A 12,831-nucleotide genomic window follows, 5' to 3' on the forward strand; every position below is an offset into this window, starting at 1 on the left:
GGTTTTTAAAACGGCGCGTACTTTTTTAGTCGCACAAATTGATAACTCCTTGATTTTTAGTAGCACAAATCATTAAAAAATACACAACACGTAAGGTTTTATAACAGTTATTATTTGCCTGCTAAATGATTTGGATTGGCTATCTATCAAGGAAAATATAATGACAATTAAAATAACAGCGTTGGCGGCATCGATCGGCGCGGCAGTGGCTTTCATGCCTTTCGCTACTCAGGCGGAAATCACCGTTTTAAAACAAGATCCCCAGGCGGGTAATCCACTCAGCCGACTCAATTTCACCGTTGGCGGGAGTATTCGTCCGCAGTTCCAGAATATGACCGGCAATGACGGCGCGAACGGTTATAAACGTAATGGTTTTGATGGCGGGACGCGTTTCCGCTTCGCCGCGGATTATTATCTGTTTGATGATATCAGTTGGATTAGCTATTACGAGCTGGGCGTCAATATCCCTGCGGTATTTGACTGGGATAACCATTATGCGAAGGGCGCGACTGATACCACTCGCCGTATGCTGTATACCGGCTTCAAGAGCGCGACGTGGGGAACGCTGACCTTCGGTCAACAGAACAGCATTTATTACGATGTGGTGGGCGTAAAAACCGATATCTGGGATTACGACATGATAGGTCAGGCGCCGGGCAACGGGATTAACGGCGACTACGATGGTTCTTATCGCACGCGTAAGTCATTGAAGTATAAGAAAAGCATTGGCAATGTCGATCTCTACGCGTCTTATCTGTTCAGCGACGATTATAATGCCAATAACGGCCTGAATTACAAGCGTAAAGGCGGCGGTTCTTTAGGCGCGGATTACCATCTCACCGACGATCTGACCTGGGGGACGGCATGGAACTATACCCGTGCGGAGATGCGCGGCAACGGCAATAAAACTTACGATCAAAATATTGTCGGTACCGCGTTAAGCTGGACGCCGGAAAACTGGACTATCGCCGCAGGCGGCGGTTGGTATCAGAACTTTATGACAACCAAAAAAGTGTCTGTGAATGATTACTTTGCCGGCGATGCGTGGGGTCTGGAATATTTTGTCGGTTACGCTTTCCCGATTGGTCAGTATGCCGTGAAAGCTATTCAACCGTACTTTATGGGCGACCGCATTGAATATGTGAATGGCCGCGACTATCTGCGCACCGATAACGGCGTGGGGATCACCTTCCAACTGGATTATGGTTTCCGCGTTGATTATGAACATGTTTTCACCTCCAGCACTGACAATCTGGGCGATATGAACCTGGTGCGTCTGCGTTACGATTTCTAAAGCGTTTTCCTCTGCCGGATGTTGGCGTTAAGACCTCTTATCCGGCATTTCCCTTTACGCCATTCCCGCCTGACACACGCCTGAGCGCCTGCCTCGTACATTTAACGACACACCAGGAAACATCATGAAATAATTTCAAGGACAGCAGGCTGTGATCTGTGTCATGTTAAGAAATAGCCTTTCGTTTGGGCCAAAACAGACGATGCCGCATGAACGGCATCCGGCACAGCATCACACTATTTAAAATGGAGAAATTATGGGATTGCGTCAGAGTTTACGCATTGCGGCCAGCACGCTATTACTGGCCTGCGGATTACAGTTTGCCCATGCCGATGGTTCCCCGCAAACGATCGTATTTGGCGTCGCGCCAGGGCCGTATGGCGACATGGTGAAGCAGGCGATTGCGCCGACATTAAAAGAAAAAGGGTATAAGGTCGTGGTGCGCGAGTTTAGCGACTATGTCCAGCCCAATATGGCGTTAGCTAACGGCAGCATCGACGCCAACCTCTTTCAACATACCCTCTATTTTGACAAATTCACCGCTGACAAAGGGCTGAAGCTCAGCAAACTTATTGTGGTACCGACCGCTGGGATGGGCTTCTATTCACGTAAAATCAACAGTCTGGATGCGCTTAAAAAAGGGGACATTATTACTCTCTCCAACGATCCGACTAACCTGGCGCGCGGCCTTCGCTTCCTGCAATCGTTGGGGCTCATCACGATTAAGGACAATATCGATCCGACCAAAGCCTCTGAACGAGATATCGCCAGCAATCCAAAAGGACTGGTTTTCAAACCGCTGGAAGCCGCACAGCTACCGCGCACGCTGGATGGCGTGACCGGCGCGCTGGTTAACGGGAACTTTGCGGTGGCGGCAGGACTCGATCTCTCCAGCGCGATTAAGCAGGAACACCTGGATGAGAATCTGAAAAATATCATTGCGGTACGCAGTGAAGATGCCGATAAGCCGTTTGCCAAAGATATTGTCGAGGCGGTGAAATCGCCGGCTTATCGCGCGGTTATCGACGATCCAAAGAATATTTATAGCGCCTTCCAGAAACCGGAATGGATGACCGCGACACCCTGATCGCAGCGGTAGCCATCCCCAATTTCTGAGGTGAATATGATTGAAATAGAAAAAGTCTGCGTCGATTTTACCGCCGGTCGCGGTACCCCCACGCGCGCGGTGGATGATGTGAGCCTGCATATCGCCGCGGGCGAGATTTTTGGCATTGTTGGTACCAGCGGCGCAGGAAAAAGCACTCTGCTGCGTACCCTGAACGCCTTAACGCGTCCCAGCCAGGGGCGCGTCAACGTCAACGGCGTGGAAATTTCGGCGCTGGACGGAAAAGCGTTACGCCAGGCGCGGCAGCGTATTGGTATGATTTTCCAGCATTTTAACTTAATGCATACCCGGACAGTGGCGCAAAACGTTGCGTTTAGCCTGAAAGCGGCTGGCTGGGAACGCAGCAAAATCGCGCCACGGGTGGCGGAAATTTTAACGCTGGTGGGCCTTGCCGATAAAGCGAACCGTTTTCCGGTACAGCTCAGCGGCGGGCAAAAACAGCGGGTGGGGATAGCCCGCGCCATCGCTAACCATCCGGATGTTTTGCTGTGTGACGAACCGACTTCCGCTTTGGATCTGGAAACTTCCGCCACGATTCTGGCTCTGCTCAGACAGATCAACGCACAGCTCGGGATTACTATTGTGCTGATCACCCATGAAATGAACGTGATCAAATCTATTTGCGATCGCGTGGCGGTGATGTCGGGCGGTAAGGTTGTGGAATCGGGCGAGGTGTTTGATGTGTTTGCCCACCCGCAACACGCTTTCACACAGCAACTGGTGTCTCATACCCTTAATTTGACCCTGCCGGAACGTTTACGGGAACACCTGCCCGGGCAGTTGCTGAAAATTTTGTTTATCGGCGATTCGGCGGAGCAGCCGGTACTGTCGGAGGTGGCGATCAAGTTTGGCGTCGCGGTCAATATCCTGCATGGCAAGATTGAATATATCGGCGAACGCGCGTTGGGCATTCTGGTGGTGCAATTAACCGCGCCGCATAATCCAACGGCGGTGGCCGCCGCCGTGGAGCATATCCGTCAACGTACCGCACAGGTGGAGGTGATCCGTGGATGATTTATTGCCGGATTTAACGCTGGCGTTCAATGAAACTTTCCAGATGTTGAGTATTTCAACGGTGCTGGCGATTCTTGGCGGTCTACCGCTCGGTTTTCTGATTTTTGTCACCGATCGTCATCTGTTCTGGCAGAACCGTTTTATTTATCTCGTCGCCTCGGTTCTGGTGAATATTATCCGCTCGGTGCCATTTGTTATTTTACTGGTGCTGTTACTGCCGCTAACGCAGCTTTTGCTGGGCAATACGATTGGCCCGATTGCAGCCTCCGTCCCGCTGTCGGTGGCCGCAATCGCGTTTTATGCACGCCTGGTAGATAGCGCGCTCCGTGAAGTCGATAAAGGGATTATTGAGGCGGCGCTGGCATTCGGCGCTAGTCCGATGCGTATTATCTGTACCGTACTGTTGCCGGAAGCCAGCGCAGGGCTGCTGCGCGGCCTGACGATTACGCTGGTAAGCTTAATCGGCTACTCGGCGATGGCCGGGATTGTCGGCGGCGGCGGGGTAGGCGACCTGGCGATTCGCTATGGCTACTACCGTTACGAAACCGAAGTGATGGTTGTTACCGTAGTGGCGCTGATTGTGCTGGTTCAGGTCGTTCAGATGCTGGGCGACTGGCTGGCAAAACGTGCCGACAAGCGCGACAGACACTAAGCCGGCTCAATGTAGCGTCAGCCGGCAATAAAAATAAGCTATTGCGCTTTTAGCCAGTTGGCAACGTCTTGCCATGTGCCGCGAAAAACGATATTCGCGGCTTTTTTCTCCAGTTGATAGCGATACATTGGGTCGTAATATTCGTTAAGTAGCGGAACCAGCCATGCCATATGGCCGTCGGTGCTGCCGCTGGATAATTGTTCCGCCAGCGCCCTATCCAGCGTGTCCGTCAGTTCGGCAAAGCGTTGCAACCCCAGACGGCGGCGAATAGCGAACAGTCCATGATGAAGATATTCACTATACGCCTGCCAACCGGCTTCATCGCCGTAGGCGTAGGTGAAGTCGTGATGCATACGGATGAAATACTCTTCACGCAGTCGTTCCAGACGAAGCGCAAACGGATCTTCCACTACCGCAATGGGGGCCTGCGCCATTCTTTCGCGTAAACACTCAGGCAGATGGTTGGCGCCGATCGTTCGCCCTTCATCTTCCAGTACCCACCTTTTTAGCGTCTGACGCGCGTTAATTTTCAGCAATTCAACGGCAAGTTTGTTTTCAAAACTGGCCTGGCTGAGCTGGGGTTTCAGCGTGCGGCCAAAAGAGGAGCCGCGATGACGCGCGAGACCTTCCAGATCCACGCCGTTGGGCTGTTGTCGTACCAGTTGCGTTTTGCCGCTGCCCGTACAGCCGCCAATTAAAAGTATCGGTTTTTGCGCCAGTTGCCAGGTCGCCTGAATTGCTGTCTGGCGCAGCGCTTTATAGCCGCCTTCAATAAGCGGGCAGTCAATCCCTGTTTCTTGCAGCCAACGTTGTACGATATGTGACCGCTGACCGCCGCGCGCGCAGCACAGATACCCGTTGGGGAAACGTTGATACGCGGCTTTCCAGGCCTCAAGCCGCTGCTGGCGAATGTCGCCGCAAACCAGCCGATGCCCCAGCGCTAACGCCGCATCCGCGCCCTGACGTTTGTAGCAGGTGCCGACGGCGGCCCGCTCGTCGTCCATCATCAATGGCAGGTTGATAGCGCCCGGCATGGCGCCCTGTTCAAACTCAATCGGCGCGCGTACATCAATTAAAGGCGTATCGGCAAGGAGGAGCGCGCGATAGTCCTGTGCTTTTTGTCTGTCTTGCATAACGTAAAACGTAACCTTAAATCATCCTTTGCGCTATTTTACGCGCCAATTCGCAAAGTGGCTTGATTTTTAACAGCGTACCGTGTTGAAAATGGATAAAAAACCGGCTATTTCGGGTTGTCGTTGGGTAAATAATTTCACAATGTCTTCTACCGCTTTGCCTCCGCCAAATTTATGCCAGGCGAGGCTTAACGGTGAGGGCGGACGCATCGTCGGGATGGTACAGCTCACCAGTTCGTTTTTGTCGATCAGCGTTTGACAGAGCGGCTGCGGGACAAAACCGATACCGACGCCTGCCAGATGAGCGGCGATTTTGGTTTCCATATCAGGCACGATAATTTCCTTCTGCCCCGGAAGGCGCCAGGCTACCCGCTTGGTCAGCGTACGCGCGCTGTCTTCGATATTAATTGCCGGGAAACGGCGCAACTGCGCTTCTGTTAGAGGCCCGCTGACGTGAGCTAAAGGATGATCCGCAGACATCACAAAACGCCATTGTACGGAACCTAAAGGGTCGAGCATAAAGGTATTAGCCAACGGCTCGGTGCCAGTTACGCCAATCGCCAGCGAAAAACCTTCATACAGGAGCGAATCCCAGACGCCCATATAAATTTGCCGGGAAAAGTGAAACTGAGTGAAAGGGTAACGCGCATTAAGCCACGATAAGAGACTGGCGACCGCTTGCGGGCTATAGAGCAGGTTATTCACCACAATATTGACCTGACGCTCTACGCCGTCGTTAACCTGGCGTAGCTCGTCAGGCATGCTGTCCAGCCACGCAAGCCAGTCTTTTGCCTGAGAGAGAAGGTGAGAGCCCGCCGCCGTCAACGAGACGCTTCGCGTTGTGCGAAAGAACAGCCCTACGCCGGTATTTTCCTCCAGCAGTTTGATGCGGTAGCTAATGGTTGCCGTGGTTTTACACAGGCGCTCCGCCGCTTTGGAGAAACTCCCCGTTTCGGCAACGCTGATAAAGGTACGCAGTGTTTCCGGGTCAAACATCGTCAGACGCCTCCTTACGATCCTGATAAAACCAGAATTGTTTTCCTATGATTTTTAAGTAGTTTTACATAATAGCCATGTTTGATTTGTGGTCTAAATCTACTTTTGGAAAAATATTCCAACTTTTATGTTGATGTTAAATCCCGAAGGTTTTAGATTGCATGGTATTGAAACCGGACAGAGTCCACACCGCGGTTAAACGGAATCGAGCTACAAGGGAAAAATAATGAAACTTGAGGTATTACCGTTAGATCAGAAGACGTTCAGCGCTTATGGCGATGTTATTGAGACGCAGGAACGTGACTTTTTTCATATAAACAACGGGTTAGTTGAGCGATATCACGACCTGGCGAAGGTTGAAGTTCTGGAGCAGGATCGCACGCTGATCAGTATTAACAGGGCGCAACCGGCCGCGATGCCTATTGTGGTACATGAACTGGAACGTCATCCTTTAGGTACGCAGGCGTTTGTGCCGATGAACGGCGAGGCTTTTGTCGTTATTGTGGCGCTCGGCGATGATAAACCCGATCTCTCCACGCTGCGGGCGTTTATTAGCAATGGACGGCAGGGCGTCAATTATCACCGTAATGTATGGCATCACCCGCTGTTTGCGTGGCAGACGGTTACCGATTTTCTGACGGTGGATCGCGGTGGCAGCGATAACTGTGATGTTGAAAGTATCCCGACACATGAACTCTGTTTTGCGTGACGCTATTGGCCTTCTTGCATAAGATGAACATATTGTTCATTGTTTATGCTCATATTTTGGGCCGGAGTTAACGTAAATATGACGGAAGTAAGACGACGCGGCAGGCCAGGACAGGCAGAGCCGACTGCGCAGAAAGGCGCTCAGGCGCTGGAGAGGGGCATAGCGATATTGCAATATCTCGAAAGAAGCGGCGGCAGTTCATCAGTTAGCGATATTTCCGGCAGCCTGGATTTACCGCTTTCTACGACGTTTCGCCTGTTAAAGGTACTGCAAGCGGCTGATTTTGTGTACCAGGATAGCCAGCTTGGCTGGTGGCATATTGGTTTAGGCGTATTTAATGTGGGCTCTGCGTATATTCATAATCGCGATGTCCTCTCGGTGGCCGGACCCTTTATGCACCGACTTATGCTGCTTTCTGGCGAGACGGTCAACGTAGCGATTCGCAACGGTAATGAAGCGGTGTTAATCGGTCAAAAGGAGTGCAAATCGATGGTCAGAATGTGCGCGCCCTTAGGGAGTCGTCTGCCATTACATGCTTCCGGCGCCGGAAAAGCGCTGCTTTACCCGCTCACCGAAGAAGAGCTGGTGGGGATCGTCGTCAATACCGGTTTGCGGCGGTTTACGCCGACCACTCTGGTGGATTTACCTATCCTGCTTAAAAATCTGGAGCAGGCGCGTGAACAGGGCTACACCGTCGACCAGGAAGAACATGTTGTCGGGCTGAATTGTATCGCCTCCGCTATCTATGACGATGCGGGCAGCGTGGTTGCCGCTATCTCAATATCGGGACCGGCTTCCCGGCTGACGGAAGATCGCTTTATCAGCCAGGGGGAACTGGTACGGGATACCGCGAAAGACATCAGTACGGCGCTTGGGCTAAAACCCCCTGTAGCCTGAGCCGCATCCCGCTCGCTGGAGCGGGACTTTTTTAAAATTTTTAAAAGTTGGAAACTTTTTCCAATAAAAAGAGGTAGCAATAAAATGGCAAAAATGAGAGCCGTGGATGCGGCAATGTATGTGCTGGAAAAAGAAGGTATCACCACAGCATTCGGCGTTCCTGGGGCTGCAATCAACCCCTTCTATTCTGCAATGCGTAAGCATGGAGGCATTCGCCATATACTGGCGCGTCATGTGGAAGGCGCTTCGCATATGGCTGAGGGCTACACACGTGCGGCGGCAGGTAATATTGGGGTTTGCCTGGGCACTTCCGGCCCGGCGGGAACCGACATGATCACCGCGCTCTATTCCGCTTCTGCCGACTCTATCCCGATTTTATGCATTACTGGTCAGGCGCCACGAGCGCGTCTGCACAAGGAAGATTTCCAGGCAGTCGATATTGAAGCGATTGCAAAACCAGTCAGCAAGATGGCAGTGACGGTTCGTGAGGCGGCGCTGGTGCCGCGCGTATTACAACAGGCTTTTCATCTGATGCGCTCAGGCCGCCCAGGTCCTGTGCTGGTTGATTTACCGTTTGATGTCCAGGTTGCGGAGATCGAATTCGATCCGGATATGTATGAGCCGTTGCCGGTATATAAGCCAGCCGCCAGCCGCGTACAGATTGAAAAGGCGCTGGAGATGCTGATTCAGTCCGAGCGTCCGGTAATTGTCGCGGGCGGCGGGGTTATTAACGCCGACGCCGCGCCACTGCTGCAGCAGTTTGCCGAACTGACCAGCGTACCGGTGATCCCTACTCTGATGGGCTGGGGCTGTATCCCGGACGATCACCCCTTAATGGCGGGGATGGTCGGCCTGCAAACGGCGCATCGCTACGGCAACGCCACTCTGCTGGCATCTGATATGGTTTTTGGCATCGGTAACCGTTTCGCCAACCGTCATACGGGGTCCGTTGAGAAATATACTCAGGGGCGAAAAATCATCCATATCGATATTGAACCGACGCAAATTGGCCGCGTGTTGTGCCCGGATCTGGGCATCGTTTCGGACGCCAAAGCGGCGCTAACGTTGCTGATCGATGTCGCGCAGGAGATGCAAAAGGCGGGGCGTTTGCCATGCCGGAAGACCTGGGTGGACGAATGCCAGCAGCGTAAACGGACTTTGCTGCGTAAAACCCACTTTGACAACGTGCCAGTGAAGCCGCAGCGCGTCTATGAAGAGATGAACAAAGCCTTTGGTCGCGATGTGTGCTATGTCACCACCATTGGATTGTCGCAAATCGCGGCAGCGCAGATGCTGCATGTGTTTAAAGACAGACACTGGATCAACTGCGGCCAGGCGGGGCCTCTTGGCTGGACAATCCCGGCGGCATTAGGGGTTTGTGCTGCCGATCCGCAACGCGATGTGGTGGCGATTTCCGGCGATTTCGACTTCCAGTTCCTGATTGAAGAGTTAGCCGTCGGCGCGCAGTTTAACATTCCGTATATCCATGTGCTGGTTAACAACGCTTATCTTGGTCTGATTCGCCAGTCGCAACGCGCATTTGACATGGACTACTGCGTACAGCTTGCCTTTGAAAATATCAACTCCAGCGAAGTGAATGGCTATGGCGTTGACCATGTAAAAGTGGCGGAAGGGTTAGGCTGTAAAGCAATTCGTGTCTTTAAACCGGAAGATATTGCGCCTGCATTTGAACAAGCCAAAGCGCTAATGGCGCAATATCGCGTTCCGGTGGTGGTGGAAGTCATTCTGGAACGCGTAACCAATATTTCCATGGGCAGCGAACTGGATAACGTAACCGAGTTTGAAGAGGTTGCGGATAGTGCGAAAGATGCGCCAACAGAAACCTGTTTTATGAAATATGAGTAAGGGAGGTAATCGATGTTACGTTTCTCTGCCAATCTTTCTATGCTGTTTACGGAATATGATTTCCTGGAACGCTTTGATAAAGCGGCGTTGTCGGGATTTCGCGGCGTGGAATTCATGTTTCCCTACGATAACGACATCGAAGTGTTAAAACGTAAGCTCAGGGATAATAATCTGGAACATACGTTACATAATTTACCTGCTGGCGACTGGGCGGCTGGCGAACGTGGAATTGCCTGTATTCCTGGGCGCGAAGAAGAGTTTCGCGATGGCGTAGCGGCCGCAATCCGCTATGCACGTGCGTTAGGCAATAAGAAAATAAATTGTCTGGTGGGTAAAACGCCGTCAGGATTCTCCGCAACGGAGATCCACGACACGTTGGTCGAAAACCTGCGCTATGCGGCAAATATGCTGGCGAAAGAAGACATTTTATTACTTATCGAACCTATTAATCACTTTGATATGCCGGGATTCCATCTCACCGGCACTCAACAGGCGTTAGCATTAATTAAGGATATCGGCAGTGATAATATCAAAATTCAGTATGATATTTATCACATGCAACGCATGGAAGGGGAATTAACGCAAACCATGACGGCATGGGCCGATAAAATAGGCCATTTACAGATTGCTGATAACCCGCGTCGCGGCGAGCCGGGGACCGGGGAAATTAATTATGACTTTATTTTTAATGTCATTAAACAGTCTGGTTATGATGGCTGGGTTGGTTGTGAATATAAACCACTGACTACCACGGAAGCGGGATTATCGTGGATTAATCAGTACCGTTAAAACGCAGAATAATTCGGGCAGCGCTTTTTTTCCACTGTGTTGGAAGGGGATTGTGTTGCCTGAATCTGGAAACACCGAAAGCAATAAAAGAGGTTGTATATGAAACTGGGATTTATTGGCCTGGGAATTATGGGCTCGCCGATGGCTATCAATTTGGCACGCGCCGGTCATCAATTACACGTTACGACTATTGGTCCGATCGCGGACGAACTGCTCTCGCTGGGGGCGGTAAATGTTGAGACTGCACGTCAGGTAACTGAATTTGCAGACATTATCTTCATAATGGTGCCGGATACGCCGCAGGTTGAAGACGTGTTATTTGGCGAACACGGTTGCGCCAAAACATCGCTTCAGGGAAAAACCATCGTCGATATGAGTTCTATTTCTCCTATCGAAACCAAACGTTTTGCCCAGCGCGTTAATGAAATGGGCGCTGATTACCTGGATGCCCCGGTTTCCGGGGGAGAAATCGGGGCGCGTGAAGGCACTCTGTCGATTATGGTCGGCGGCGAGCAGAAAGTCTTTGACCGCGTTAAACCGCTCTTTGACATCCTGGGAAAAAATATCACCCTGGTGGGCGGCAATGGGGATGGGCAAACCTGTAAGGTGGCTAACCAAATTATTGTTGCGCTGAATATTGAAGCGGTTTCTGAAGCCTTAGTGTTTGCTTCAAAAGCAGGTGCCGATCCGGTACGCGTGCGCCAGGCGTTAATGGGCGGGTTCGCCTCTTCACGCATTCTGGAAGTTCACGGCGAGCGGATGATCAACCGGACGTTCGAGCCTGGTTTCAAAATCGCGCTTCATCAGAAAGACCTTAATCTTGCATTGCAAAGCGCAAAAGCGCTGGCGCTGAATTTACCGAATACGGCGACCTGCCAGGAATTATTCAATACCTGTGCGGCAAATGGCGGGAGCCAGCTTGACCATTCGGCAATGGTACAGGCGCTGGAATTAATGGCCAATCATAAATTGTCCTAATTATGTGTATCGCTGCGGCTGCAGCGATACCTGTTCACAAGGAACACTCTGTAAAGGTGAAGAACATGAGTGAAACTAAAAAATCCGGAATTGATTACTGGAAACAAATTGTTGTCGTAATGAGTCTGGGCTGGGTAGCGATTTGGATCTATCGCACCGTGCTTACGCCAATTTATCCAGAAATTCAGGCATCTTTAGACAATGTAAGTAATGCAGAAATAGGCGCCATTGCAAGTTTTTACTTTTTTGCTTACTGCAGTATGCAAATCCCTTGCGGAATATTGGTCGATAAATTCGGTCAAAAAATCATGCTGATGGCCGGATTTACGCTTTTTATTATTGGTACACTCTGTATCGCGAAAGCCAATGGCCTGGCCATGATCTATACAGGGTCGCTAATGGCAGGCGGAGGATGCGCTTCTTTCTTTAGCTCGGCTTATTCACTCTCTTCGGCAAACGTGCCGCAGGCCCGTCGGGCATTAGCCAACGCGATTATCAACAGCGGGTCGGCTATAGGGATGGGGATTGGCTTAATCGGTTCCAGCATATTAGTAAAAAACATGAGCATGGCCTGGCAGAATGTACTGTATATCGTGGCCGCGATATTAGTAATCATGCTGTGCGTTTTTACGCTGGTCATTCGTGGTAAAGCCAAAAGCGACTCTGCGCAAGCGGAAAAGCAAACCCAAACCGTTACGGAAGATGAGAAACGCGCGCCTTTATTCTCTGGTTTATTGTGTAGCGTTTACTTCCTCTATTTCTGTACCTGCTACGGTTATTATTTGATAGTGACCTGGCTGCCTTCTTATCTCCAGACTGAAAGAGGATTTGATGGCGGAGCTATCGGGCTGGCATCAGCGCTGGTAGCGGTGGTTGGCGTACCGGGAGCGTTATTTTTTAGCCATCTGTCAGATAAATTCCGTAACAGTAAAGTTAAGGTTATTCTCGGTCTGGAAATTGTGGCGGCAGCAATGTTGGCGTTTACGGTTTTGTCCCCGAATACCACGATGCTGATGGTCAGTCTGACGCTATACGGCTTGCTGGGGAAAATGGCAGTAGACCCGATCCTGATCTCCTTTGTATCTGAACAGGCTTCGGCAAAAAGTCTGGGAAGAGCTTTCAGCCTTTTTAATTTCTTTGGCATGAGCTCGGCGGTTGTCGCCCCAACGTTGACCGGATTTATTTCGGATGTAACGGGGTCGAAGGAGATCAGTTTTGTGATTTCAGCATGTTTAGTGGTCACCGGAACGCTGATCTTTGCTGTCGTCACTTTATATAAAAAGAAAGCAACGCAACGTATTGCTTCAGCTTAAAAATAATTATATCTACTAATTCTTTATTTTATATTTATTTGTTCCTCATAGCTAAACCCATAAC

Annotated in this window: 12 protein-coding genes; 10 read left to right on the forward strand and 2 right to left on the reverse strand. The window is 51.0% G+C overall.

Annotated elements, in window-relative coordinates; translation table 11 throughout:
* Positions 1-160: 160 nt before the first annotated feature.
* The 4 genes from J4728_RS04150 to J4728_RS04165 all read left to right on the forward strand — a co-directional run bounded on the left by J4728_RS04150 (position 161) and on the right by J4728_RS04165 (position 4,086).
* Positions 161-1,294: a porin gene (locus J4728_RS04150; protein WP_000152869.1), complete on the forward strand. Its 1,134-nt coding sequence runs from the start codon at positions 161-163 to the stop codon at positions 1,292-1,294.
* Positions 1,295-1,550: 256 nt separating this feature from the next.
* Positions 1,551-2,381 (forward strand): MetQ/NlpA family ABC transporter substrate-binding protein, encoded by an 831-nt coding sequence (locus J4728_RS04155; RefSeq protein WP_000524311.1) that lies wholly within the window; start codon positions 1,551-1,553, stop codon positions 2,379-2,381.
* Positions 2,382-2,417: 36 nt separating this feature from the next.
* A complete protein-coding gene (sfbB, locus tag J4728_RS04160) occupies positions 2,418-3,434 on the forward strand; it encodes a virulence-associated ABC transporter ATP-binding protein SfbB (RefSeq protein ID WP_000569660.1) in 1,017 nt (338 codons plus the stop codon).
* A complete protein-coding gene (locus J4728_RS04165) occupies positions 3,427-4,086 on the forward strand; it encodes a methionine ABC transporter permease (protein ID WP_000342247.1) in 660 nt (219 codons plus the stop codon). Before sfbB ends, J4728_RS04165 begins: the two co-directional genes overlap by 8 nt.
* Before the next feature lie 38 nt (positions 4,087-4,124).
* On the opposite strand, the gene mnmH is transcribed toward J4728_RS04165, so the two are convergent.
* The gene (gene mnmH, locus J4728_RS04170; protein WP_079787609.1) at positions 4,125-5,219 is read right to left on the reverse strand and encodes a tRNA 2-selenouridine(34) synthase MnmH; all 1,095 of its coding nucleotides are present in this window, start codon (positions 5,217-5,219) and stop codon (positions 4,125-4,127) included.
* A gap of 69 nt (positions 5,220-5,288) precedes the next feature.
* Entirely contained in the window at positions 5,289-6,215 is a 927-nt protein-coding gene (gene allS / locus J4728_RS04175; protein WP_000460169.1) for an HTH-type transcriptional activator AllS, read from the reverse strand.
* Positions 6,216-6,441: 226 nt separating this feature from the next.
* Between allS and allA the strand changes: the two genes are divergently transcribed.
* The 6 genes from allA to J4728_RS04205 all read left to right on the forward strand — a co-directional run bounded on the left by allA (position 6,442) and on the right by J4728_RS04205 (position 12,767).
* Positions 6,442-6,924 (forward strand): ureidoglycolate lyase, encoded by a 483-nt coding sequence (allA, locus tag J4728_RS04180; RefSeq protein ID WP_000764659.1) that lies wholly within the window; start codon positions 6,442-6,444, stop codon positions 6,922-6,924.
* Positions 6,925-7,002: 78 nt separating this feature from the next.
* The gene (allR, locus tag J4728_RS04185) at positions 7,003-7,821 is read left to right on the forward strand and encodes an HTH-type transcriptional repressor AllR (RefSeq protein WP_000141265.1); all 819 of its coding nucleotides are present in this window, start codon (positions 7,003-7,005) and stop codon (positions 7,819-7,821) included.
* Between the two features lie 84 nt (positions 7,822-7,905).
* On the forward strand, positions 7,906-9,687 hold the full coding sequence (gene gcl, locus J4728_RS04190; RefSeq protein WP_208211260.1) for a glyoxylate carboligase: 1,782 nt from the start codon (positions 7,906-7,908) through the stop codon (positions 9,685-9,687).
* A gap of 12 nt (positions 9,688-9,699) precedes the next feature.
* Entirely contained in the window at positions 9,700-10,476 is a 777-nt protein-coding gene (gene gip, locus J4728_RS04195; protein WP_000943591.1) for a hydroxypyruvate isomerase Gip, read from the forward strand.
* Between the two features lie 99 nt (positions 10,477-10,575).
* Complete coding sequence (gene glxR, locus J4728_RS04200; RefSeq protein ID WP_208211263.1) at positions 10,576-11,454, forward strand: 2-hydroxy-3-oxopropionate reductase; 879 nt, start codon at positions 10,576-10,578, stop codon at positions 11,452-11,454.
* A 65-nt stretch (positions 11,455-11,519) separates the two neighbouring features.
* The gene (locus J4728_RS04205; RefSeq protein WP_000005060.1) at positions 11,520-12,767 is read left to right on the forward strand and encodes an MFS transporter; all 1,248 of its coding nucleotides are present in this window, start codon (positions 11,520-11,522) and stop codon (positions 12,765-12,767) included.
* Positions 12,768-12,831: the final 64 nt, after the last annotated feature.

It is taken from the genome of Salmonella sp. 32070601201500089SM, from assembly GCF_017573605.1.
GTDB lineage: Bacteria > Pseudomonadota > Gammaproteobacteria > Enterobacterales > Enterobacteriaceae > Salmonella > Salmonella enterica.